Source organism: Bradyrhizobium iriomotense, assembly GCF_030160715.1.
Classification (GTDB): domain Bacteria; phylum Pseudomonadota; class Alphaproteobacteria; order Rhizobiales; family Xanthobacteraceae; genus Bradyrhizobium; species Bradyrhizobium iriomotense.
The window spans coordinates 187,730-211,702 of sequence record NZ_BSOW01000005.1 but is presented as its reverse complement, the minus strand read 5'-3'; the positions used below and the strand labels follow the sequence as shown (position 1 = coordinate 211,702).

26 protein-coding genes are annotated in these 23,973 nt (G+C 64.2%); 25 read left to right on the top strand and 1 reads right to left on the bottom strand.

The window, feature by feature from the left end:
- Positions 1-22 precede the first annotated feature (22 nt).
- From QQL28_RS09585 to QQL28_RS09465, 25 genes are all read left to right on the top strand, one after another.
- The gene (locus tag QQL28_RS09585) at positions 23-769 is read left to right on the top strand and encodes a MotE family protein (RefSeq protein WP_284264059.1); all 747 of its coding nucleotides are present in this window, start codon (positions 23-25) and stop codon (positions 767-769) included.
- Positions 770-1,465, top strand: coding sequence for a flagellar basal body L-ring protein FlgH (gene flgH / locus QQL28_RS09580; RefSeq protein ID WP_284264058.1), 696 nt, complete (start codon positions 770-772; stop codon positions 1,463-1,465). It begins immediately after the preceding gene.
- 42 nt (positions 1,466-1,507) lie between these two features.
- A complete protein-coding gene (locus QQL28_RS09575) occupies positions 1,508-1,951 on the top strand; it encodes a flagellar basal body-associated FliL family protein (protein WP_284264057.1) in 444 nt (147 codons plus the stop codon).
- The gene (gene fliP, locus QQL28_RS09570) at positions 1,948-2,688 is read left to right on the top strand and encodes a flagellar type III secretion system pore protein FliP (RefSeq protein WP_284264056.1); all 741 of its coding nucleotides are present in this window, start codon (positions 1,948-1,950) and stop codon (positions 2,686-2,688) included. The genes QQL28_RS09575 and fliP overlap by 4 nt, the downstream gene beginning before the upstream one ends.
- Positions 2,689-2,933: 245 nt before the next feature.
- Positions 2,934-3,842 carry a flagellin N-terminal helical domain-containing protein gene (locus tag QQL28_RS09565; RefSeq protein ID WP_284264055.1) on the top strand — a complete coding sequence of 303 codons (909 nt, stop codon included), beginning with the start codon at positions 2,934-2,936 and terminating at the stop codon, positions 3,840-3,842.
- A gap of 512 nt (positions 3,843-4,354) precedes the next feature.
- Positions 4,355-5,272, top strand: a complete 918-nt coding sequence (locus QQL28_RS09560) for a flagellin N-terminal helical domain-containing protein (protein ID WP_284264054.1) — start codon at positions 4,355-4,357, stop codon at positions 5,270-5,272.
- A gap of 253 nt (positions 5,273-5,525) precedes the next feature.
- Positions 5,526-7,151 (top strand): flagellar basal-body MS-ring/collar protein FliF, encoded by a 1,626-nt coding sequence (fliF, locus tag QQL28_RS09555; protein ID WP_284264053.1) that lies wholly within the window; start codon positions 5,526-5,528, stop codon positions 7,149-7,151.
- On the top strand, positions 7,148-7,816 hold the full coding sequence (locus tag QQL28_RS09550) for a hypothetical protein (protein WP_284264052.1): 669 nt from the start codon (positions 7,148-7,150) through the stop codon (positions 7,814-7,816). Before fliF ends, QQL28_RS09550 begins: the two co-directional genes overlap by 4 nt.
- A gap of 6 nt (positions 7,817-7,822) precedes the next feature.
- Positions 7,823-9,112, top strand: a complete 1,290-nt coding sequence (locus tag QQL28_RS09545; protein WP_284264049.1) for a MotB family protein — start codon at positions 7,823-7,825, stop codon at positions 9,110-9,112.
- A complete protein-coding gene (locus QQL28_RS09540; protein WP_284264047.1) occupies positions 9,109-10,296 on the top strand; it encodes a chemotaxis protein in 1,188 nt (395 codons plus the stop codon). The genes QQL28_RS09545 and QQL28_RS09540 overlap by 4 nt, the downstream gene beginning before the upstream one ends.
- Complete coding sequence (locus QQL28_RS09535) at positions 10,293-11,582, top strand: flagellar hook-length control protein FliK (protein ID WP_284264045.1); 1,290 nt, start codon at positions 10,293-10,295, stop codon at positions 11,580-11,582. Before QQL28_RS09540 ends, QQL28_RS09535 begins: the two co-directional genes overlap by 4 nt.
- Positions 11,533-12,114 carry a lytic transglycosylase domain-containing protein gene (locus QQL28_RS09530; RefSeq protein ID WP_284264043.1) on the top strand — a complete coding sequence of 194 codons (582 nt, stop codon included), beginning with the start codon at positions 11,533-11,535 and terminating at the stop codon, positions 12,112-12,114. Before QQL28_RS09535 ends, QQL28_RS09530 begins: the two co-directional genes overlap by 50 nt.
- 82 nt (positions 12,115-12,196) lie before the next feature.
- The gene (locus QQL28_RS09525; protein WP_284264041.1) at positions 12,197-13,423 is read left to right on the top strand and encodes a flagellar hook protein FlgE; all 1,227 of its coding nucleotides are present in this window, start codon (positions 12,197-12,199) and stop codon (positions 13,421-13,423) included.
- A 43-nt stretch (positions 13,424-13,466) separates the two neighbouring features.
- Complete coding sequence (flgK, locus tag QQL28_RS09520; protein ID WP_284264039.1) at positions 13,467-14,945, top strand: flagellar hook-associated protein FlgK; 1,479 nt, start codon at positions 13,467-13,469, stop codon at positions 14,943-14,945.
- Entirely contained in the window at positions 14,942-16,000 is a 1,059-nt protein-coding gene (locus QQL28_RS09515) for a flagellar hook-associated family protein (RefSeq protein WP_284264037.1), read from the top strand. Before flgK ends, QQL28_RS09515 begins: the two co-directional genes overlap by 4 nt.
- A gap of 54 nt (positions 16,001-16,054) precedes the next feature.
- Positions 16,055-16,399 (top strand): flagellar biosynthesis regulator FlaF, encoded by a 345-nt coding sequence (gene flaF / locus QQL28_RS09510; protein ID WP_284264034.1) that lies wholly within the window; start codon positions 16,055-16,057, stop codon positions 16,397-16,399.
- Positions 16,399-16,809, top strand: a complete 411-nt coding sequence (gene flbT / locus QQL28_RS09505; protein ID WP_284264032.1) for a flagellar biosynthesis repressor FlbT — start codon at positions 16,399-16,401, stop codon at positions 16,807-16,809. The genes flaF and flbT overlap by 1 nt, the downstream gene beginning before the upstream one ends.
- A gap of 14 nt (positions 16,810-16,823) precedes the next feature.
- Positions 16,824-17,237, top strand: coding sequence for a flagellar hook assembly protein FlgD (flgD, locus tag QQL28_RS09500; RefSeq protein ID WP_284264030.1), 414 nt, complete (start codon positions 16,824-16,826; stop codon positions 17,235-17,237).
- Between the two features lie 3 nt (positions 17,238-17,240).
- Positions 17,241-17,507, top strand: a complete 267-nt coding sequence (fliQ, locus tag QQL28_RS09495) for a flagellar biosynthesis protein FliQ (RefSeq protein ID WP_284264028.1) — start codon at positions 17,241-17,243, stop codon at positions 17,505-17,507.
- A 77-nt stretch (positions 17,508-17,584) separates the two neighbouring features.
- Entirely contained in the window at positions 17,585-19,666 is a 2,082-nt protein-coding gene (flhA, locus tag QQL28_RS09490) for a flagellar biosynthesis protein FlhA (protein ID WP_284264026.1), read from the top strand.
- On the top strand, positions 19,663-20,415 hold the full coding sequence (gene fliR / locus QQL28_RS09485) for a flagellar biosynthesis protein FliR (protein ID WP_284264024.1): 753 nt from the start codon (positions 19,663-19,665) through the stop codon (positions 20,413-20,415). Before flhA ends, fliR begins: the two co-directional genes overlap by 4 nt.
- A 3-nt stretch (positions 20,416-20,418) precedes the next feature.
- Positions 20,419-20,823 carry a hypothetical protein gene (locus QQL28_RS09480; RefSeq protein WP_284264022.1) on the top strand — a complete coding sequence of 135 codons (405 nt, stop codon included), beginning with the start codon at positions 20,419-20,421 and terminating at the stop codon, positions 20,821-20,823.
- A 13-nt stretch (positions 20,824-20,836) separates the two neighbouring features.
- Positions 20,837-21,322, top strand: coding sequence for a rod-binding protein (locus QQL28_RS09475; RefSeq protein WP_284264020.1), 486 nt, complete (start codon positions 20,837-20,839; stop codon positions 21,320-21,322).
- 38 nt (positions 21,323-21,360) lie between these two features.
- Positions 21,361-21,855, top strand: coding sequence for a flagellar biosynthesis protein FlgN (locus tag QQL28_RS09470; RefSeq protein ID WP_284264018.1), 495 nt, complete (start codon positions 21,361-21,363; stop codon positions 21,853-21,855).
- Complete coding sequence (locus QQL28_RS09465; protein ID WP_284264016.1) at positions 21,852-22,307, top strand: hypothetical protein; 456 nt, start codon at positions 21,852-21,854, stop codon at positions 22,305-22,307. The genes QQL28_RS09470 and QQL28_RS09465 overlap by 4 nt, the downstream gene beginning before the upstream one ends.
- 116 nt (positions 22,308-22,423) lie before the next feature.
- On the opposite strand, the gene QQL28_RS09460 is transcribed toward QQL28_RS09465, so the two are convergent.
- On the bottom strand, positions 22,424-23,191 hold the full coding sequence (locus QQL28_RS09460) for a response regulator transcription factor (RefSeq protein WP_284264014.1): 768 nt from the start codon (positions 23,189-23,191) through the stop codon (positions 22,424-22,426).
- Positions 23,192-23,973 lie beyond the last annotated feature (782 nt).

Sequence of the window (23,973 nt, the reverse complement as noted above, 5' to 3'; positions counted from 1 at the left end):
ACCGAGATTCGCGCGCGGCCCGATGCTGAAGCTGGATTACAAATCGCATCTCTTCTGCCTCGTCGCGGCGTCCGTGCTGGCGAGTGCATTGCCGGCTGTGGCGCTGGACGAGCCGAAGCCGTCGAAGCCGCTCAATCTGCTCTCCTTCGCGCGATCGCGCGCGGCGGGCCCGCAGAAGTCCCGTGCATCTGTCACGCCGCTCTCTAATGACACGAGCCCCGTGAGGGCGACGGCCTGGGCCGCGGAGGATACCGCGCCCCTGGTCACCGGCGCGGTGCCGGCCCCCGAGACGCCGCCTGTCGCGCGCCCGGCCAGGACGGGCAACGTACCGCCGAAGCCCGCGCCACCCGCTGCGGCTGCGGCGTCCGAGAACGACGTCGCGCAGTTCTGTAGCAGCGTCGCCGACCCTGCGGTCGATGCCCGGCTGGCCTGGCAGCTGAAGGAGCTGGAGAAGGCCGAAAATCTACTGCGCGAGCGGATCGCGGAGGTCGAAGCCAAGCGGGTCGAATACGAGAAATGGATGGCGCTTCGTGACGAGTTCCTGAAGAAGGCCGAAGCGAGCGTGGTCGAGATCTATTCGCGCATGAAGCCGGAGTCTGCCGCAACCCAGATCGCCAGCATGGCGGACGAGACCGCCGCGGCCGTGCTGGCAAAGCTGAGCCCCAGGAGCTCGAGCGCGATCTTCAATGAGATGGATACGGCACGCGCGGCGCATCTGGCCGATCTGCTCGGCGGAATGCGTCGCGTGGACGACGGAAAGACCAAGTAGATGAAGAAGCCGATGCTCATCCTGTCGCTGGTGTTCCTGAGCGGTTGCGCCCAGGACCCGTCCGAGATCCTGCGCGGGCCGCAATTGTCTCCCGTGGGCGACGGCTTGAGGACGCAGGCCTATCCGATTCCGGTGACGCCGCGCGTCCGCACGCCGGTCAGCTACCGTTCGACCTGGGACGACGGCACCGATCTCTACCGCGACCCGCGCGCGCGGCGCGTCGGTGACGTCGTGACGGTGATCATCTCGATGCAGGACAAGGCGAAGCTCGACAACAAGACGGATCGCTCGCGCGACTCCCAGATCAAGTTCGGGCTCGACTGGCTCATGAATGTCGCCGGATGGCAGGATACCGGCCAGACCACCGCCAACCTCGGCACCAACACCCAGATCAAGGGCAACGGCCAGATCGACCGCGCGGAGGACATCAAGCTGTCGATCGCCGCGATCGTGACCGACGTGCTGCCGAACGGCAACATCATGATCAGCGGATCGCAGGAATTTCGCGTCAACACAGAGATGCGCGTGCTGAACGTCGGGGGCATCGTGCGTCCGCGAGACATTTCGCGGGGAAACACGATCTCTTATGAGAAGATCGCCGAGGCACGCGTGTCCTATGGCGGTCGCGGAAATCTGTCTGACGTGCAGCAGCCGGGATGGGGACATCGGATCTATGACACCGTGGCGCCGTTCTGATTTGCAAGGCAAGCGCGCGGGATCGCGGAGCCGCGGGACGCCATGCGCCTGATCGCGGCCATCGTGATCCTGACGCTGATCGCGGCCGGCGCCGGCGCCGTCACGGGCTATCACCTGCTGGTGACGGCCGAGCGCGTCGTCGATGCCAGGAAGAACGTGACCCCGCCACCCGTTGCGTCGACCTACACCGGCACGGCGCGGTTGCGGAAGCTGTCGCCGGTCGTCACCAATCTTGCGGCGCCCGCCAACAACTGGGCACGCATCGAGGCCTCCATGGTCACCGACAGCATGAACGACGAGGAGGCGGGCATTCTGGCCGCTCACATCAGCGAGGACATCGTTGCCTATCTCAGGTCGGCGACGGCTGCCCAGTTCGAAGGCGCGCGCGGGCTCCAGCATCTGCGCGATGACTTGTCCGAGCGCGCCCATGTCCGCTCCTCGGGCAAGGTCCGCGAATTGATTATCGAGACGTTGGTGATCCAGTGAGAACGAGAGTCCTGCTGCTTGCGTTGCTGCTGATCCTGCTGCCGGAGGCGGCGTCCGCCCAGATCCCGGACCTCAACTCGCTGCTGCCTCCGGGCAACGGCTCGACCAGCGGCCGGATCGTCCAGCTCATGGCGCTGATCACGGTGCTGTCGGTGGCGCCGGGCCTGCTCATCATGGTGACGAGCTTCACGCGATTTGCGGTCGCGCTGTCGTTCCTCAGGGCCGGCCTCGGCCTGCAGACTACGCCGGCCAATCTCGTCCTGATCAGCCTCGCGTTGTTCATGACGTTCTACGTCATGGCGCCGACCTTCGATCGGGCCTGGGAGACCGGCGTTCAGCCGCTCATGAAGAACGAGATCTCGGAGGAGGAGGCCTATTTGCGGATCACCGATCCGTTCCGCGAGTTCATGCTGGCCCATGTCCGCGAGAAGGATCTGCAGACCTTCGAGGCGCTCGCTGCGGAGAGTTTTCGCAAGAAGTTCGACGACAAGCGCATCGACATGCGCGTCATCATTCCGGCCTTCATGATCTCCGAGCTTCGACGCTCCTTCGAGATCGGCTTCCTCATCATCCTGCCGTTCCTGGTGATCGACATGATCGTGGCGACGCTGACGATGTCGATGGGCATGATGATGATGCCGCCCACGGTGATCGCGCTGCCGTTCAAAATGCTGTTCTTCGTGCTGATCGACGGCTGGAATCTGCTCGCCTCGGGCTTGGTCCGCTCGTTCTCGTAAGCCGGAGAAGCGGTCCGGCCGGGGCGGCATGGTTACCGAAACGCAAACGCACGCCCTTGTTATTGCGGCGAAATTCGCGCGCCTCTTAAGCTACAAATAACGTTCGGCTGCTAGTTACGGGGGCACGGCAGGTTGGACCCCCACCCCACATCCAGTCCAAAGGCATGATGCCGCCCTGCCGTACCGGTGAAAGCCCGGTATGTCCCCTCATGAAAATGTAACGCGTACATAAAGGGACATTCCACATGTCAAGCCTGCTCACGAACTCGTCCGCCATGACCGCGCTCCAGACCCTGCGGTCCATCAGCTCGAGCCTTTCCACGACGCAGAACCGGATCTCCACCGGCCAGCGCGTGGCGACCGCGTCCGACAACGCGGCCTATTGGTCGATCGCGACCTCGATGCGCGCCGACAATGCCGCGCTCTCCGCCGTGTCCGACTCGCTCGGTCTGTCGGCTGCGACCGTCGACACGCAGTACACCGCTCTCAACACGGTTCTGGGCAGCGATGGCAACTCCGGCCTCACCAAGCTCCAGTCGCTGCTGGTCGAAGCCAAGACCGCGGGTATCGACCGGACCAAGATCCAGTCGGAAGTCACCCAGATTCAGCAGGATATGAAGAACACCGCCAGCTCGGCGACCTTCAACGGGGTGAACTGGTTGAGCACGACCGCCACGACGCCGGCCACGGTGAACCTCGTGTCGTCCTACTCGCGCGTCGCCGCGACGCCCACCACCAATTCGATCGCTGTGACGGTCGCCAACTACTCGCTCTACACCAGCACACAGACGGGTTTCCTGGACACGGTGAGTGGCGGTGCGTCGGTTGACACGATCAACATCAGCGCACTGACCGACTCGACGGCCGACCAGGCCACGCTCGACGGCTACATCGCGCAGGTCACCGGTGCGATCAACTCGGTCAGCTCGGCCGCCGCCAATCTTGGCGCTATCAAGAACCGCATCTCGAACAACACGGACTTCGTGAAGTCCTTGATGGACTCGGTGACCCGCGGTATCGGCCAGCTTGTCGACGCCGACATGAACGCGGAGTCCACTCGCCTGGCGGCGCTCCAGACCCAGCAGCAGCTCGGCGTCCAGGCGCTGTCGATCGCCAACCAGAACAGCCAGAGCCTCCTGTCGCTGTTCCGCTAAGCCTCCTCTATCCAGGCGGAAAGGCCGCGCTCCCGCGAGCGCGGCCTTTCTTTTCGTCGCGATCCTCGGCGTCTGACCGAAAATGAAGCCCGCATGATGGGTGAACGCCTGCGCAACTCATCGCTGCCTGCTGGCAGGAGCGTGTCAGGAGTGTTGCTGCTGGGCGATCGACGGGGACGTTCAGCTCTCCCCATCCGGCGCATCTCGATGATGGCATAATGCCAGTGATTTGCCCGACGTGTCAAATGATTTCGTAAAATCCGTATTGCGTCGTGCCGGCAGCCCTCGACTCCTTTGCATGGGGTTGTTTTTCAGATTTTGTCTTGCCTCGGGCTCCCGGCTGCCCGCCGCAAGCCTCGCACAAGCTTCGACCGCTATCCTCGCCGCTACGACAGGTTGGGTCTCGACAGGGTTCGGGACGCCCAAAGGCATGACGTCGCCCTGTCGTACCGGTGAGAGTCCGGTATGTCCCCAGCCAAAAGCTCAATTCCACTTTCAAAGGGACATTAACGATGGCTTCCAGCCTGCTTACCAACTCGGCCGCGATGACCGCACTGCAGACCCTGCGGTCGGTCAGCTCGAACATGCAGACGACCGAAAACCGAATCTCGACCGGTCAGCGCGTCGCGACCGCGTCGGACAACTCGGCCTACTGGTCGATCGCCACCTCGATGCGTGCGGACAACGCCGCGCTGTCCGCAGTCTCCGACTCGCTTGGCCTGTCGGCGGCGACGGTCGACACCGAATATACCGCTCTGACCTCGGTTCTCGGCAGCGACGGCAACTCCGGCCTGAACAAGCTCGAGGCGCTGCTCGTCGAAGCAAAGACCGCCGGCATCGACCGCAAGAAGATCCAGTCGGAAATCACCCAGATCCAGCAGGACATGAAGAACACCGCCAACTCGGCGACGTTCAACGGGGTGAACTGGCTGAGCACCAACGCGACCACGCCGACCAACGTCAACCTGGTGTCGTCGTTCTCGCGCGTCGGCGGCACGCCCACCATCAACACGATCGGCGTGACCGTTGCCAACTACTCGCTCTACACCAGCACGCAGGCCGGCTTCCTGGATACGGTGAGCGCCACGACCTCGGTGTCTGTCGATACCATGAACATCAGCGCGCTGACGGACTCGGCAACCGACCAGGCCACGCTCGACGGCTATATCGCGCAGGTCACCGGTGCCATCAACACGGTCAGCCAGTCCGCCGCCGACCTCGGTGCCATCAAGAACCGCATCTCGAACAACACGGACTTCGTGAAGTCCTTGATGGACTCGGTGACCCGCGGTATCGGCCAGCTCGTCGACGCCGACATGAACGCGGAATCGACCCGCCTCCAGGCCCTCCAGGTCCAGCAGCAACTCGGCGTGCAGGCGCTCTCGATCGCCAACCAGAACAGCCAGAGCATCCTGTCGCTGTTCAAGTAAGCTTCGGCTTCGACGACGACCGTGCTCCCTCGGGAGCACGGTCCCCGCCGTGAATGACGGACGTAATGACGCGACCTCCGACAGAGGTTCTCTCCGGCGGGCGCGCCGCGTCGCATCGGCGTCACCGGATCCAGACCCCTCTTGCAAAATTGCAACGCCTGTACGGCGAACTGACGCGCTTCACGTCACGCGCAACCTTCAGACAAGGTTGGCAGCGGAGTGTCCTTTGCGTTCGCTCAGGTAACGAGGTCATATGCTCAGTCGCGCGCAGGTGCAGCAGCTGCTCAACAATCTGCTGGAGCTTGGCCCGCGACGCCTGATGGCATTGGGGCTGATCGGCTTCGCAGTTCTCGTCACCGTCGTGGGCGGCGCCTATTATCTGAGCCGGCCCGAATTCGAGACCCTCTACACCGGCCTGACGCGCGAGGACGTGACGCGCATCGGCGCAGCGCTGCGCGAGCAGAACATCGCCTTCGACGTCAATGCGGCTGGCGATGCGATCTCGGTCCGCCCGAGCCAGACCATGCAGGCGCGCATGCTGCTGGCCGAGAAGGGGCTGCCGACCAGCGCGAATTCCGGCTACGAGCTGTTCGACAAGATCGGATCGCTGGGCCTGACCTCCTTCATGCAGGAGGTCACGAAACTGCGCGCGCTCGAAGGCGAGATCGCGCGCACCGTTCAGCTCATGAAGGGCGTGAAGGCGGCGCGGGTCCACATCGTGATGCCCGTGCGCGGCTCGTTCCGCGCCACGCAGCAGCCGCCGTCCGCGTCCGTCGTGCTGCGCACCGACGGCGCGATCGAGGCGCGCACCGCGCAATCGATCCGCCATCTCGTCGCCGCCGCCATTCCCGGCATGACGCGCGACAAGGTGACGGTGCTGGATGCCGACGGCTCGATGCTGCTCGCCGAGGAGGATGAGGCCAGTGCGGCGCCGACCAAGATGGCGAGCCTCCAGAAGATGGTCGGCCAGATGGTGCAGGAGAACATCCGCAAGGCGCTGACGCCGTATCTGGGCCTCGACAATTTCGAGGTCAGCGTCGCGCCGCAGCTCTCGACCGACAAGCGGCAGATCAACGAGACCGTCTATGATCCGGAAGCGCGTGCCGAGCGCTCGGTGCGAAACGTCCGCGAGAAGGAGACGTCGCAGGACGCGGATCGCTCGACGCCGACCACGGTGCAGCAGAATCTCCCGGATCAGCAGGTCAATGCGGGCGGGACCAAGAATTCCAATGAGGAGAAGAACCGCCGCGAAGACGTCACCAATTTCGAGGTGTCGTCCAAGACGACGACGACGGTCAGCGACGGCTATTCGGTGAAAAAGCTCTTCATCGCCGTGCTGATCAACCGCGCGCGGCTGGTCGCCGATCTCGGCGACAAGACCAACCAGGCCATCGTCGACAGCAAGATCGCCGAGATCAGCCAGCTCGCGGCCACCGCCGGCGGACTGGACAAGCAGCGCGGCGACCAGATCCAGGTGACGGCCGTCGATTTCGTCGAGGGCTCGCGCGAGCTGGCGCCGGTGCCGCCGATCGGTTTCGTCGAGATGCTGAACCGGCAGATGGGAAGCTTCATCAACGCGGTCACGATCCTGGCCGTCGCCGCGATGCTGGTCTGGTTCGGCCTTCGTCCTGCGGTGAACGGCATCCTGACCCACCGCGCGCAGCAGGAGCAGGTCGAAGCCGCCGATGTTGCGGCCCAGCTTGAAGCCGCGGCGCTCGCGCTGCCGGAACAGGAGGAGGCGGAGCTTAATCTCGTCGAAGACCTCGAAGGCAAGATGCAGCGCACGCCGCAGAAGCGGCTGGAGCAGATCGTGCGCCTCGACCAGATGCAGGCGGCGGCGATCCTCAAGGAGTGGATGCGTCGGGAGGAGGCGGCATGAACGCGGCAATCGGAAAGCTACTCACGCAGTTCGACGCCAACGGCCGGGCCAAGCCGGCCGAGAAGCCGAAGCTGCCGGAGCCGGTGGCAAAGCCGAAGGAGGTCAGGCGCGATCCGCCGCCTCAGCTTCAAGCTCAGCCTCAACCCGTCGTGCCGAAGATTGAAGCGCCGCCGGTCACTCTCCTGGACGATGCCTATCGGCGCGGCTACGCCGCGGGCGTTGCGGAAGGCGATGCCAAGCTTGCGGAAGAGCGCGTGCGCGGCGCAATCAGGCTCGGCGAAGAGCGGGCCAAATGGTCCGATCAGCAGGCGGTCGCGATCGTGAACGGATTTGGTGCGGCCTGCCGCGAGCTCGAAACGAACATCGCCAGTGCGGTCGCCCGCATCCTGCAACCCTTCCTCGCCGATGCGGTTCGCGACAAGGCCGTCGCGGCTCTGGTTACGCAGATATCGACGCTGACCTGCCAGTCGCCCGTGCCGGTGTTCAAGATCACGGGGCCGAGCGATCTGCTCGAGACGGTGAAGGCGCAACTCGACGCGGCGCGGCGGACCGGCATCGAATACCAGGTCGCTGATAGCTTCGAAATCCGCGTCGTTGCCGATCAGACCGTGATCGAGACGCAGATCACGCCGTGGATCGAGCGATTGAAGGACGCGCGACGGTAATCTGCCATGAGCGACGTCAAGCCAGAACTCGTGATCATCCGCCGGCGCAGCGCCTTCGACGATGCGCCGGCCAAAGGTGGGGTCTGGAAAATCGCCTATGCGGACTTCATGACCGCGATGATGGCGTTCTTCCTGGTGATGTGGCTGCTCAACGCGCTCAATCAGGATCAGCGCCAGATCGTGGCGAGCTACTTCAACCCGATCAAGCTCGCGGAGAACGCGCCGGCGCCGAAGGGTTTGAAGGATCCCGTCAAGAAAGACCCTGCCGCGTCCGAGGGCCAGGACGGCAAGCGCATGCCGGCGGGCCCGAGCGAGGAGCGCCGCGGCGACTCGCCCACCGCCGAGAAGCCGCCATTCTACGAGGAGAAGGTGCTGTTTCGCGACCCTTACGCGACCCTCGCGGAAATCGCGGCCGGTTCGAGCCAGGCGGCGGGGCAGCGGCGCGTCGGGGCGCTCGCCTCCGCGGAGGAAGAGGGCCTGAAAGGCGGCGAGGCCTATCGCGACCCCTTCGATCCCGGCTTCTGGAAGCTTGCTCCGCAAACCGCGAAGGATGGACGGGCGAGCGAGACCGAGCCCACCCCAAATCCCGCCGCGCGCGCCAATCCAGCCGCCGCGGACCAGGGCGAGCCTGCGCGTCGGGGCAAGGCTGACGACGCAGGCGCCGCGGCGGACGCGCAAGCGCCGTCCGCTAGTATGTCGCCTCTGTTGCCGCCGGCTCCTGCGCCTCCGCAGACCGGTCGCGACGCCAAGACGCAAACCAATTCCCAGGCCAACGCGCAGGCGAGTTCTGCTGCAAAGGACGCCGAGCCGCGCGATACGGCGCAGGCCCAGCAGCCGACGGTGAAGCAACTGCAAGCCGCGATCACCGATGCGCTCTCGGACATCAAGGCCGGCGCAGGTCCGGTCGCGGAGGTGCGCCAGGTCGAGGAAGGCCTGCTCGTCAGCCTGACCGACGATGCAAGCTTTGGCATGTTCGCGGTCGGCTCCGCCGAGCCGCGCCCCGAACTGATCCGCGTCATCGACAGGATCGGTCCGCTGCTGGCCAAGCGTCCGGGCACGATCATCGTCCGCGGCCACACCGATAACCGGCCGTACCGGTCGGACACCTACGACAACTGGCGGCTTTCGACCGCGCGTGCCCAGATGGCCTATTACATGCTGGTCCGTTCCGGCGTCGATGCGCAGCGGATCGAGCATGTCGAGGGCTATGCCGACCGTCGTCCAAAGCTCACGAACGATCCGGCAGCGGCACAAAATCGCCGGATCGAGATTCTGATCCGGGAGAAGCGCCCGTGATCGGCCCGAGAGTTGTCGCCCTGCTTTTGCTGCCGTTCGCTGCGGCGAGCGCACTCGCCGCAACGCCGGAGCCTGCGCCGTCGTCCGATGAGCCGTACGCGCTGGTGCGTTCGCTACAGGCGGTGCAGGACGGCATCGCCAATGGTGATGCCGCTGCCCATGGCAGCCATCTCACGCTGATCCGGCAGGTCGGCGAGAAATTCCTTGCCGCCGATCCAGGCGTGTGGAGCAATCCGCAGAACGGCCAGGCCATCGTCGTCTACCTGCTGAGCGGCGGCGCGCCACAGATCGTGCACAAGCTTCCGCGCGAGCGCATCAACGTCGACGAGCGGCTGTTCAACGGTGCGCTCGCCTATGTCGAGGGCCGCCAGGACGAGGCGCGGGAGCTTCTGAAGGACGTCAAGCCGCGCACGATTCCCTCGAGCATGAGCGGACAGATCGCGCTGGTGCAGGGCGCGCTGCTCGCAAGCTCCGATGCACCGGGCGCGATCGAGCGGCTGGACGATGCGCGCCTGCTTTTGCCGGGCACCCTGGTGGAAGAGGCGGCGCTGCGGCGTGAAGTTCTGCTGGTCGGGCAGGCGGAGGATTTCGACAAGTTCGAGTTCCTGACGCAGGCTTATCTCCGGCATTATCGCAACTCGGTCTATGCCGGCGACTTCTGGCAACGGTTTTCCTCGGCCTTGACGCGTTCGAGCCTCGCGCTCGACGAGCATCGCTTTTCACGGATCGCGACGTTGCTCGACCAGATCGACCGCGCGAACCGTCTCAAGCTCTATCTGATGATCGCGAAAAGCGCGCTGGTCCACGGACGGCTTGCCGTGGTGCGGCTTGCAGGCGAGCAGGCGCTGTCGCTGACCGCCGACGGGAGCGTCGATCGCGAGCGGGCGCATCTGTTCCGCGGAAGCGCCCGGGTGCTCACCGACGACTATGAAGGCGGCCTCACCGAACTGAAGGCGGTCGATAGGTCGAAGCTGCCGGAGCGCGAGGCGTCTCTTCTCAACGCCAACATCCAGCTCGCCCTCGACGTCCGCAGGCCGATCTCCGGCCCGCCGTCCAGCGTCGCCGCCGACAAGCCGCCGCCCACGCCGGCGCGTCTTGATCTGGCGTCGTCGGCGGCGATCCTTGCGCGCGCGCAAAAGCAGCTCGAGGAGCTGGAGCTTCTGACCAAGGACCGCCGCCCATGACCAAGCTCAACGGCACTTCCGGACAGCTCTTCGCAGGTATCGCCGACAGCATCAATGCGCGCGGAACGGTGCGCTCCGGAAAGAGCACGACCGGACAAGGCAGCGCGGACCCCGGGTTTCATGATCTGCTCCACACGGTCTCGAACCTTGCGAAACGGGCCCTGAATGAATCCGGAAACGAAGCGGCCGTGAAGTCGGGGACACTGCGCGCGCACCTGGCACAATTGACCGAGCGCGACGAGCCGAAGGACGAGACGGTCGACGATCGGGCCGATTCAACCGAACGGCCGCAAGCCTCCGTCAAGCACGATCCGCTCGATCTCGCACCGAAGGCGGAGGTCCAGAGCCGCTTGACCCTTCCCACGACGGTCGGGCAGGAGTTCGCCATCGTGCCGGTCATCAGGCCTCAGGCGCAACCGCTCTCGGGTGAGAAGAAGGATGCGCCCGCGCGATCCGAACGTTCCCCTGGCGGACGCGAGCTGTCGGCTGCAAGCGTTGCCAAGGCGCAAACGGCTGACATCGCCCAAGCCGGAACGCGGACCCATGTCGCCGCGCCGCAGGCCGCGACGGTGCCGCAAGACAATGCATCAGCGGCAAAGGCCATGCCCGGAGCGTCTGGTTTCGAAGCCGTCACGGCGACTATCGAGCGCGCAGCGAAGGCGTCCGCGCGCGATGCGTTGCCTGAAGCGACCAAGGTCACCGTCGTGCAGCAGGAGACTCATCTTCCACCCGTTGCGCAATTCACCGCACCTCAGCAGGTGGCGAACGCCGTCGTCACTGAATTGGAGAGCTCCGCGGCGCCGAAATCATCCGCTGCACCCGACCTCGCCTCGGCGCAGGGCAATGCACCCGATCAGCCGCTGAAGGTCCTGACCATCAACCTCGAGCCGCCCGCGCTCGGCAATGTCACCGTGCGGCTTCGCCTGGTCGGCGAGGCCGTCTCCGTTCATCTTGCAGCCGACCGCAAGGACACCAGCCAGATGCTCGACCAGCAGCGCGATTCGATCCGCGAAGTGATGCAGTCGGCGGGCTACGTCGCCGAGGTCGCGCCGGTCCAGCATGGCGCGCTGGATGGATTTCAGTCGGGTGCAGGCCAGCCGCAGCCCTCGCTCTCCGGCCAGCCGCAATCGCAGAGCGCGCAAGGCGCGTTCGATGGCTCGAGCGCATCGTCCGGCCAGTCCGACGGCGGAGCGAGGCAGGCGAGGGATGAGGGGCAGCCAAACCAGGAGACGCGTCATGAGCAGGACGTGGCCCAGCGCACTCGTCGCGGCCCTGTTTATCTTTAGTACAACCGCCGTCGAGGCGGGCACGGACAGCATGCGCTCCTGCGAGCGCGAGATGGCGCGCGCGGCGCACGCGCACGGCATTCCGCTCGGCATCCTCTATGCGGTCGGTCTCACCGAAACCGGCCGTCGCGGTGCGCTCTATCCTTATGCGCTCGGCGCCGAAGGCCAGACGGTGTTTGCAAGGGATATCGACGATGCGATGGCGAATTTCGAGGCGATGCGGCATCGAGGCGTCAAGCTGATCGATCTCGGCTGCATGCAGATCAATCATTACTATCACGGCGACAAGTTTGGTTCCGTGCGCGCGATGTTCGATCCCGCCAGCAACGTCGACTACGCCGCTCGCTTCCTGAAGGAGCTGAAGCAGCGCGAGGGAAGCTGGACCATGGCGGTCGCCCGCTACAATGCGGGACCCGACAATCGGCCCGCGCAGAAGCGCTACATCTGCCACATCGTCGATCATCTCGTCTCGAGCGGGTTCGGTGCCTGGACCGACAAGGCGCGCGCCTTCTGTCAGAAGGAGGCGGCGTGACGATGATGTGCGCACGTCACGGCCAGCCCCGCGCAAGCAAGTGCGGTCATTGTGAGCCCAATCTACCAAAGGAGCCCAATCCATGAGCCTGTATGGCGTAATGCGCACCGGCGTGTCCGGCATGAGCGCGCAGTCCAACAAGCTGTCGACGGTCTCGGACAATATCGCGAACGTCAACACCACCGGCTACAAGCGGGCTTCGACCGAATTCTCCTCGCTGATCCTGAAGAGCGGTTCGGGCAATTACGACTCCGGCGCGGTCGAGACGGACGTCCGCTACGCGATCACCGATGCCGGACATATGCAGTTCACGACGTCGACGACTGACCTTGCCGTTCAGGGCAACGGCTTCTTCGTCGTGTCGGACGCCACCGGCACGAAGCAGTTCCTGACGCGGGCCGGCTCGTTCGTACCCGACAGCCAGGGCAATTTGGTCAATGCGGCCGGCTACTATCTCATGGGTTACCCCGGTGCCGTCTCCAACATCTCCTCGAACAGCACCGCCGGAATGCAGATCGTCAACGTCAATCAGGCAAAGCTTCAGGCCACGCCTTCGACCACGGCGACCGTCACCGGCAATCTGGATCCGAGCGCGGCCGTCATCGCCGGTCCGCCCACTCCGGCGTCATACTCATCGAAGAGCTCGATCGTGGCCTACGACAATATCGGCAGGGCCGTGACGCTCGACGTCTATATGTCGAGGACCGCGACGACCGCCACCCAGGATACCTGGCAGGTCCAGGTCTACGATTCCGCGACGGGAACCGCGATTGCGGGTGCGTCCGGCACCTTCAACTTCGACACGACCGCGGTCGGCAAGGGCGCGCTGACCGGTCCGTCGACACTTTCGGTGAACGTGCCCAACGGTGCCGCCGTGACGATGGACCTGTCGGCCATGACGCAGGTGGCCTCGAGCTTCAGCTTCAAGGCCACCGTCAACGGCAATGCTCCGTCGTCCGTCGAGAAGGTGGATATCGACGACAAGGGCGTGGTGAATGCGATCCTTCAGAATGGAACGCAGATACCAATCTCCACGGTGGCGCTCGCCGATGTCCCGAGCCCCGACAATCTCACGCCCGAAGTCGGCAACGTCTATTCGGTCAGCCTCAACTCCGGAAACCTCCAGATCGGCAATGCCGGCACCGGCGGCCTCGGCACCATCCAGTCCGGCGCGCTCGAGGATTCCAACGTCGATCTCGCCGACGAGTTGACCTCGATGATCGAGGCGCAGCGCGGCTTCACCGCGAACTCGAAGTCGTTCCAGACCGGCGCGGACCTGCTCGACGTCGTCGTCAACCTGAAGCGTTGATACCGGCCGAGAACCAGCCAAAGAGCACGCCAAAGAGCACCCCATGTCCCTCACTGCCGCTCTCGACAATGCCCGCTCCTCGCTCATGGCGACGGGCATCCAGTCGTCGGTCATCTCGCGCAATATCGCCGCCGCCAGCCAGGCCGGCTATTCGCGCAAGACCGCCGTGCTGGACACATTCCCCGGCGCTGGCGTCTATGTCGCGGCGATCCAGCGCGCCGCGAGCGCCGGCCTGTTCACCAACGTCCTGACTGCGACATCGGCATCCGCGAGGCAAAGTGCGATCTATGACGGTCTTCAGAAGATCGCTGCCTCCACGGTGGACGATCCGGAGCTCGATCAGTCGCCGACGGCGGAGCTCAACAAGCTGAAGCAGGCGCTCCAGCAATACGCTAACGCCCCCGACAACGCGACGCTGGCGCAAGCTGCGGTGTCGGCCGCCAAGGAGATGGCGACCTCGCTCAACGAGGCGACGAACACCGTGCAGTCGGTCCGCGAGGGCGCCGATGCCGACATCGCGACCTCGGTCGCCAACATCAACCAGCTCCTCACCCAGTTCGGCACGGTCAACACCGCGATCGTGAAAGGCACGATCGCCGGCGACGACGTGACCGACTATCTCGACCAGCGCGACGCTATCGTCTCGAAACTGTCGCAGGAGGTCGGCGTTTCCATGTCGATCCGCGCCAATGGCGATGCGGCGCTCTACACCGACAGCGGCGTCGTGCTGTACGACAAGACCGCGCGGACGGTCAGTTTTGCGACGACCAACGCCTACACGCCCGGGACCACAGGCAATGCGGTCTTCATAGATGGTGTGCCGGTGACCGGCGCCAATTCCGTGATGCCGCTCAAATCCGGCAAGATCGCGGGCCTCGCCGACCTTCGCGACAATGCGACGGTCACCTACCAGAGCCAGCTCGACGAAATCGCGCGCGGCCTGATCAGCGCCTTCCAGGAGAGCGACCAGACCGCCGCCGCGTTGCCGAACGTGCCTGGCCTCTTCACCTATCCCGGCGCACCGGCGATGCCCGCGAGCGCTACCGTGTCGGTCGGCCTTGCCGGCACGATCACGATTGCCGCTTCCGTCGATCCGGCCTCGGGCGGCAATCCCAATTTGCTACGCGACGGCTCGATCAGCGGCAATGCCGCTTACGATTACAACACGGCCGGCAATGCCGGCTTCTCGACCCGGCTTCAGCAGCTCATCGATGACATGGATGCGCCGCAGCCGTTCGACCCCGCCGCCCAGGGCAAGCCGAGCGGCGGCGTGATCGATTTTGCCTCGTCGTCCGCAAGCTGGATCGAAAATCAGCGCAAGACTGCCGACGACGGCGTCCAGTACCAGAACACGCTGCTCGACCGCAGCAACTCGGCGCTCTCGAACGTCAACGGCGTCAACATGGACGACGAGATGTCGTTGATGCTCCAGGTCGAACGTACCTATTCGGCGTCGTCGAAGCTGATCTCGACCGTCGACAACATGTTGGACAGCCTGCTAGCCGCCGTGGGGACATCATGATGAGCGCGAACTACATCTCGACCTACATGCTCTCCTCGGCACTGAGGTACTCGATCACGAACAATCAGAGCTCGCTGAGCAAGGCCACCAAGGAGGCCACCACCGGCCGGTTTGCCGATGTCGGTCTCCAGCTCGGCGTCTCCACCGGGCGCGACGTCGCGCTGCGGGCGGACATGAACTTCATCGACCAGATCGTGGACACCAACGGGCTGGTCTCGGGCCGCCTCGACGTGACCCAGAACCGGATCACCCAGCTCGGCTCGACCGCTCAGGACTTCCTCAAGAACCTGATCGCCGCGCGCGATGCCAACAATGGCGCCAGCATGATCCTGCCGAGTGCGTCCGCCAATCTGCAGGACCTCATCGGCGCGCTCAACGCCTCCTACAATGGTTCGTATCTGTTCGGCGGCCTGAACACGCAGAACGCTCCGATCACGAACTACGCGGCCGGCTCGACCAGTAAGAATCAGGTCGACGCGGATTTCCTGGCAGCACCACCCACGGGCTTCGGCTTCTCGCAGTCCTCCGCGAGTGTGAGCACGATCACCCCGGCCCAGATGCAGAACTTCCTCAACACGACTTTCGATGCGGAGTTCGCCAGCCCAGCCTGGAACACGAACTGGTCCTCGGCCACGAACCAGCCGCTGAGTAGTCGCATTTCAACGACCCAGGTCGTCGATACGTCCGTCAGCGCCAATCAACCGGGCTTCCGCCAGCTCGCCGAGGCCTACACCATGCTCAGCGATCTCGGCAACACGAACCTGAGCCAGGCGACGTTCCAGACCGTCGTGGACAAGGCCATCAGCCTCGTCAGCGGTGCGATCGACAACCTCGCGGTGCTCGGCGGCAGCGTCGGGTCGATCCAGCAGCAAGTTTCGAACGCGACCGACAAGCTGAAGATCCAGCACGACATTCTCAACCAGCAGGTCGTCGACATGGAGAAGGTCGATCCGACCGAAGCCTCGGTTCGCGTCAACACGTTGCAGAACCAGATCGAGACGGCACTCGCGCTTACCTCGCGGATGCAGAAGATCAGCCTCATCAACTATCTCTGAGCCGGAGTGTCGGCCGTTGCCCTGTCGTTCGGTTTCCTGCGCAGAGTGGTCCAGATGACGTTTGAAGCTTATGAAGCGGTCGTGGAAGACAGCAGCCTCGAGGCGCGGGGCCGCGAGCGGATGGCCTTGACGCTCGGCATCGACCGGCTGGAGCGGCTCGGCAAGGGCTCGTTCAGTGCCGAGGACCTGGTCGAAACCCTGCTTTATGTCCGCCGCCTGTGGGCGATCTTCATCGAGGATCTCTCGCATCCGGAGAACGGTTTGCCCGAGCAACTCCGCGCCGACATCATCTCGATCGGCCTGTGGGTCATCAAGGAGGCCGATCGCCTGCGCGCGGAGAAATCGAACGACGTGGTGCAGCTCGTCGAGATCAACCGCGTGATCCGAGATGCGCTCTGATGAAGATATCCTTGCGGGCGGGCGAGCGGATCTACGTGAACGGAGCGGTGCTGCGCGTGGACCGCAAGGTCTCGCTCGAGCTCGTCAATGACGTGATGTTCCTACTGGAAGGCCAGGTCATGCAAGCGGCTGACGCGACGACAGCGCTGCGCCAGCTCTATTTCATCGTCCAGCACATGCTGATGAACCCGACCGACATCGCCGATGCCGCGGCGCTTTACGGGCGGCATCACGCCGCCCTGCAAGCGGTCTGCGAGAATCAGCAGATGCTGGAGGGCCTCACCGCGATCGACGAGATGGTCGGAGCGAGCCGTTACTACGAGGCCTTGAAGCGGATACGGGCGCTGTTCCCGGTGGAGCAGGCGATCCTGGCCGGCACTGCGACCAACGTCCCCTTCGAGGCGGCCTGACAGCGGAGAGACACATGAACGTCACCAGCGCGACCGACGCGACCAGCACGCAGTCGACCTCGACCGGATCCACGACGACGGCGACCAACACGGTCGACTACAACACCTTCCTCCAGCTCCTCATCGCCGAGATGAAGAACCAGGATCCGACCAATCCGATGGACACTTCGCAATATATGAGCCAGTTCGCGCAGCTCTCGACGGTCGAGCAGGCCATGCAGACCAATTCGAAGCTCGACGCGCTGCTCTCGTCCTCGGCGCTTTCGCAGGCCGATGGCCTGATCGGACACACGGCGAGTTATACCGACAGCACGGGGGCGACCGTGAGCGGCAAGATCGCTTCCGTCTCCATCAACACCGACGGTGCCGTCGCCATGCTCGAGAACGGCACACGGATCCCCGTCGGCGCCGGGCTCACCATCAGCTAGGCCATGAACGAGAGGGACGCCCTCGATATCGTCCAGCAGGCGATCTGGACGATCATCATCGCCTCGGGTCCCGCGGTCGGCGCGGCGATGCTGGTCGGCACGATCATCGCGCTCATCCAGGCCCTGACGCAGGTGCAGGAGGTGACGCTGACCTTCGTTCCGAAGATCATCGTCATTCTGCTCGTCGTGGCCGTCTCGGGTTCCTTCATCGGGGCGCATCTTTCCACCTTCACCGAGATGGTGTACTCGCGGATCGAGCATGGTTTCTGATCCGCGGCGCGCCGCCGCCATCCTCGCGTAAGCTTTGCGCGGCAGATTGCACGGCAGAATTTTCCTGCCGGTGACCCATGGCCGATACGTTGACTGCGAGCCTGCCGACCCCGCGACGACTTGGCGCGGACGTCTTCTTCGCGGGCGGCATCGTGGGCATGCTCACGATCCTGTTCCTGCCGATCCCGCCCATGCTGATCGATCTCGGCCTTGCGGTCTCGATCGCGCTCTCTGCGCTCATCCTGATGGTCGCGTTGTGGATCCAGCGTCCGCTCGATTTCTCGGCGTTCCCGACCGTGCTCCTGATCGCGACGATCCTGCGACTGGCGCTGAACATCGCGACCACCCGCCTGATCCTGTCGCGGGGCGGGGAGGGCGAGCAGGCGGCCGGCTACGTCGTTGCCGGATTCTCAAAGTTCGTCATGGGCGGCGATTTCGTGATCGGCCTGATCATCTTCGCGATCCTGGTCACGGTGAACTTCGTCGTGATCACCAAGGGCGCGACCCGCATCGCCGAGGTCGGCGCCCGTTTCACCCTGGACGCCATCCCCGGCAAGCAGATGGCGATCGACGCCGATTTGTCCGCCGGCCTGATCGACGACAAGGAGGCGCAGCGTCGGCGCCGCGAGCTCGAGGAAGAGAGCGCGTTCTTCGGTGCGATGGATGGTGCCTCGAAATTCGTGCGGGGCGATGCCATTGCGGGTCTGATCATCACTGCGATCAACATCTTCGGCGGCATCGTCATCGGCGTAACGCATCATGGCCTGACGCTTGCGCGCGCCGCCGACGTCTACACCAAGCTGTCGGTCGGCGACGGCCTGGTGTCGCAGATGCCGGCGCTGATCGTCTCGCTGTCGGCCGGCTTGCTCGTCTCCAAGGGCGGGACCAGGGGCTCGGCGGAGCAGGCCGTGCTGCGCCAGCTCGGCGGCTATCCGCGCGCCGTATCGGCCGCCGCGCTCATGATGGGTGTGCTGGCACTGATGCCGGGGCTGCCTATGCTGCCCTTCGTGCTGCTCGGCTCGGTCATGGCCTTCGTCGGCTACTCGCTGCCCAGGCGTCAGGCGGCCGCGCAGCGCAAGGAGGAGGCGCGCAAGGCCGACGAGCGGGCCCAGACCGAGGCCAAGGAATCCGTCAAGGAATCGCTGAGGACGGCGGAGATCGAGCTGTCGCTGGGAAGCCAGCTTTCGGTTCACCTGCTCGGCTCGCGCAGCGAGCTCGCCCATCGCGTCGCCAAGATCCGCAAGAAGTTCGCCAAGCAGTATGGCTTCGTGATTCCGGAGATCAAGCTTACCGACAATTTGTCGATCGATCCCAAGGGCTACCAGATCCGCATCCACGACACGCGGATCGCCCATGGCGAGCTGCGGCTCGGCGAGGTGATGGTGCTGGTGGACAAGGACGGCAAGCCCGACGTTCCCGGCGATGAGGTGATCGAGCCGGCGTTCGGCATGAAGGCGCTGTGGGTGACCGAGGCCTTCACGGAGGAAGTCAAGCGGCAGGGCTGCAAGCCGGTCGACAATCTGTCGGTGCTGCTCACGCATCTCAGCGAAGTCATCAGGGCGAACCTCGCCCAGCTCCTGTCCTACAAGGACATGCGCGGCCTGCTCGACCGGCTCGACCCCGAGTACAAGCGCCTGGTCGACGATCTCTGTCCGTCGCAGATCTCCTATTCGGGACTGCTGGCGATCCTGAAGATCCTGCTCGCCGAGCGCGTCTCGATCAGGAATCTCCATCTTATCCTTGAGGCGATCGCCGAGATCGCGCCGCATGTTCGGCGCTCCGAGCAGGTCGCCGAGCACGTGCGGATGCGGCTTGCCCAGCAGATCTGCGGCGATCTCTCCGACAACGGCGTGCTCAACGTGCTGCGCCTCGGCAATCGCTGGGACCTCGCATTTCACCAGAGCCTGAAGCGCGACGCCAAGGGCGACGTGGTCGAGTTCGACGCCGATCCGCGCGTGATCGAGCAATTCGCGACCGAGGCGAGTGCGGCCGTCAGAAAGATCACCGAGACGGGCACGAACGTGGTGCTGGCGGTGACCCCGGAAGCCCGTCCCTATGTCCGCATGATCCTGGAGCGGGTGTTCCCGACCCTGCCGATCCTGTCGCATGTCGAGGTGGCGCGCAGCGCCGAGATCAGGGCGCTTGGAGCGGTGTCGTGATCAGCGGTCTTGCGGACAGCGTTCTGGCCACCTTCATCGTGTTCTGTCGCATCGGCGCCTGCCTGATGCTGGTGCCCGGGTTCTCCAGCGTCAACATTCCCGTTCAGATCCGCCTGTTCGTCGCAATCGTCACGACCTTCGCGCTGGCGCCGATCCTGGTTGCGACGCTGAAACCGCTCCTGACAGACGCGCAGCCGCTCACGCTGGCCTCGCTGATCGGCTCGGAGCTGTTCACCGGCAGCATCATCGGCATCGCCGGCCGCGTGTTCTTCCTCGCGCTTCAGACCATGGCGACCGCGATGGCGGGCGCGATCGGGCTTTCCAACATTCCGGGAACGCCGGTCGGCGATACCGATCCGGCTCCGGCGCTGGTCCCGCTGATCATGGCGGCCGTGACCACGCTGCTCTTCATGACCGACCAGCACTGGCAGGTGCTGAGGGGACTCATGAACTCCTACGACGTCTGGCATCCCGGCGACAGGCTCGGCGGCGATGTCGCGCTTTCGCAGCTCGTGAGCCGTCTCTCCGAAGCCTTCGTGCTGACGCTGCGGATCACCAGCCCCTTCATCGTCTACTCCGTCATCGTCAATCTGGCCGTCGGCCTCGTCAACAAGCTGACACCGTCCATCCCGGTCTATTTCATCTCGGTGCCGTTCGTCCTGCTCGGCGGGCTCTTGCTGCTCTATCTGACCAGCGATGAGCTCCTGACGCAGTTCATGATCGGCGTGACGTCGTTTCTCGCGGAATGATCGATGACGTCACGTGCGGAAAGGCTCACGCGCATGGTCTCGCTGATGAAGCTGCAGCTCCGGCTCTCAGAATGGCAGCTCGTGCAGCTCAGGCAACGGGAGCAGCACTTGCAGGACGAGGAGATCTATCTGGTCGGCACTCTCAATGGCGCGGAGCTGCCGGTCGGCTCCTCGAGCTATTCGATCTCGCGGCGTCTTGCGGCAACCAGCGTCGGCGCCCGCGCGCTCCAGGCCGAAGCCAAGCAGCAGCTCGGCCAGGTCCATGCGCAAAGCCGACGCGTGAAACATCTCGAGCAGGTCGCAAAAGGCGTGATCGCGGGCAAGCAGCGCGAGGCGGAGATGCGCTTCCTCGAGGAGATCACCGGCGCGCACTCCGGTGTGCGCGACTGGACGTCCATAAGCAGCTAGCCGGAGCCGATACATGATCGTCACACCGACGCCCGATGTTGTCCTCGACGTCCTGGAGGCTGCTGACCCGGCGGCGCAGCGTGCGGCCACCGCGAAGCTCGATGCGCTGAAGCCGTCGGACGCCGATTTTGCCGCAACGATGCAGACCGAGGCTACGAGGGCCGCGAGCGTCGCCGGCGATCAACAGGCGGCAAAGACGCAGGCCGCCTCGCTCGACTCCTCGAATGCGGCCGCGCCAGTGCGGGTGATCAAGGCGCCGTCCTCGGGTGACGTCTACCGCAAGTTCGAGGCCTTCGTTCTCCAGGTCTTCGTCGAGACGATGTTGCCGCAGAACGCGCAGGACCTGTTCGGCAAGGGCACTGCGGGCGGCATCTGGCGCTCGATGCTGGCAGAGCAGCTCGGCAATCAGCTCGCGCAGGGCAAGGGAATCGGCATTGCGAAGCAGCTTGCGGCTGCGCATCCGGCATCTGCCGACGGCAAGTCGGAAAAAGCCGGATGATCCGTGCGGGCTTGAGACTAGCGGGGAGGTGATCTGAGATGCAGGCGGAAGAAGGCGCAACGAGCATGGCGGCGGAGCAGTGGGACACGAAGACTGAGGGGCCAGGCGAAGCGGCGTTACCCGTGCATCTGCCGGATGTGCGCGTCGAGGTCGCGCCCGTGCCGGTCGATCCGTCTATGTCCGACGAGGTGCGTGGCCTGCTCGCGGCCATCCGGCGGCTCGAGAGCGTCATCGACGAGGAGACGCTGGCACTCCGGGCGGGCAAGAAGATCGACTTCGACGATTTCAGCACGCGCAAGAGCCGCAGCATGCTGGAATTCGTCCGCCTGATGCGCGCGCAGCTCCATCTCGGCGCGGAAGCCGAGGTCACCGACGAAATTCAGAACCTGCGGCGCAAGCTCGAGAAGAACCGCGCGGTCCTCGAGATGCACTACGACGCGGTGCGCGAGGTGGCCGAGATCATCGTGCGGGCGATCAGGGAGGCCGAGTCGGACGGCACCTATAGCGGCAGGACCTCGCAGGAGGGCAAATGATCAGGCTGCTCTTGACCGGACTCTGGGTGTGCATTCTCACCGCGGGCGGAAGCTACGCGGTGGCGTATTGGAAGGAGAATGGTGGCCTGATCCACAAGGACGAATATCTCGACGGCCTCCAGTACCAGAAGACGCGGGCGCTCAGCGTGCCGATGGTCGAGAACGGCAGCGTGCAGGGCTACATCGTCGCGCGGTTCGTCTACACGGTCGAGGCGCGGACGATGCATCAGCTCACCGTTCCGCCGGATCCGTTCGTCGTCGATGAAGCCTTCCGCAAGATCTACGCGGATGATCGCCTGGATTTCAGGAAGCTCGCCCGTTACGACCTGTCCATCCTGACGGCCGCCATCAAGCAGCGCGTCAACGAGCGTATGCAGGCCGACGTCATTCAGGACGTCCTGGTCGAGGATTTCAACTACGTTTCGCGCGAAGAATTCCAGCCCAAGCCGTAGCCTGAAAGAATCTTGCAGCAAAGCTGCTGGCAAGCGGGCAGGAATGTTTCCTCGTCATTGCTCCGGCTATTGCCCCCGCGCACCTTGTGCGCAGGGACCTCGTCTGCTTTGAGCCGCTAGCCCGCCGGGTATGCGGCCGGGCTGGTATGCGGCCGGTTGAGGAGGATGCCGACATCCTCGAGCTCCCCAATCGACTCGTCGATGGTTTCGTTCACGGGGATGTCGAGCCGGTAGCCGACATAGCGCCGCGCGACGATGGCATCGAAGCCGAGGCGATCGCGCAGCTTCCTGCGCAGCTTGCTGACATGGCTCTCGATCACGCTCTCGTCATAAGCCGACTCGAAGATGCCGTAGACCGCATTGAAGATCTGCGTCTTCGTGATCCATTTGCCGTGGTTGCCGACCATATATTCAAGGATGCGCAGCTCGCGGCGGGGGAGCGTCAGGGCATGCCCGCCGATTTCCGGATCGCGACCGTTGAAGAAGACCTGGATCCTAGTCTCGCAGGGCCGCGGGCTGTCGCCGATCCGGCGGCGCGCGATCGCCGCGGTCCTGGCGAGGATTTCGCGCAGGTGGATGGGAACGTGCACGACGTCGTCGACGCCCGCCTCGAACAGCTCCAGCGTGTTCTTGAGCATCTTCAGTCCGCTCAAGGCGATGATCGGTGCCGAAGATCGCTTGCGTACTGCGCGCGGAAGGCTTCCGCGCGCATCGACGTCTCCCAAGAGGAAGGCGTCGACGGCCTCGAGATCCGCTTCGCTTGCGGATTGCAACCAGTCCCAGAATTCTCCGGAGGAGAAGCCGATCGACGAAACGCCTTCACGAACGAGCCCTGCAATGTAGCTGTTCGCGACGCTTTCGCGATCATCAACGATTATATACATCAGTCTTTCGCCCCTGTTTCGCACTCGCCGAGATCCTGCCGGGAAGATTTTTGTGATGCCCCGGCCGAACGAACAGCCATGCCGTTTGACGATATTCCCCCGCGAACGCTTGTTGTGGTTCGGTGATGATGTTCGCGGGCAGCCCTACGCATTCAGCGCCTGCGGTCTGCAGGCCTGTTACGCCACTCGATACTGAACGCTTACGAAGTGAGGCTCGGCGAGTGCCTTACGATGGCTTCGCGGAGCAGACCGAGAAACGACCTGGTCCGGCTGCGTCGAGTTACGGATTGTGTCTGAACGCTGCTGAACCGTGTCGTTCTCCTCGCCAACAGGCGAGAATCACTTGAGTAGGACCGTAACAATTGCCGAATTCCGATCAAGCGCGTGGAACAAACCTCTTGGTAAGAGGGTTTGATGCTGTTTGTTTTTGCTGGTTGCTTCTTGATGTTTCCGAACGTAACAGTTGATTAAGTGTCCTTACTAGATCTGTCGTGCGCCGGTTCGATCGGTCGCCGACACCGTGAAATCACGGGCATTTTGTGCGCATGCGTAAAGGGGCCTCGGCAGCGGAGTTTGACTCCTGCATCGACACCTGAGCCTGCGAGGCGGGTGCGCCAATTTGACTCGGGTTGCGCCAGATAAGCGCCACAAATGCAAATCGCGATCGCTCTGTTGCTTTGATGCCGCACTGTGGCGCATCCGTGCCGGCGCACGACGCTCGGTTGTGTCGCATCTCGCATGACGAACGACCATCCGCGCGCCGGTTTCGGACAAGCTTGGCG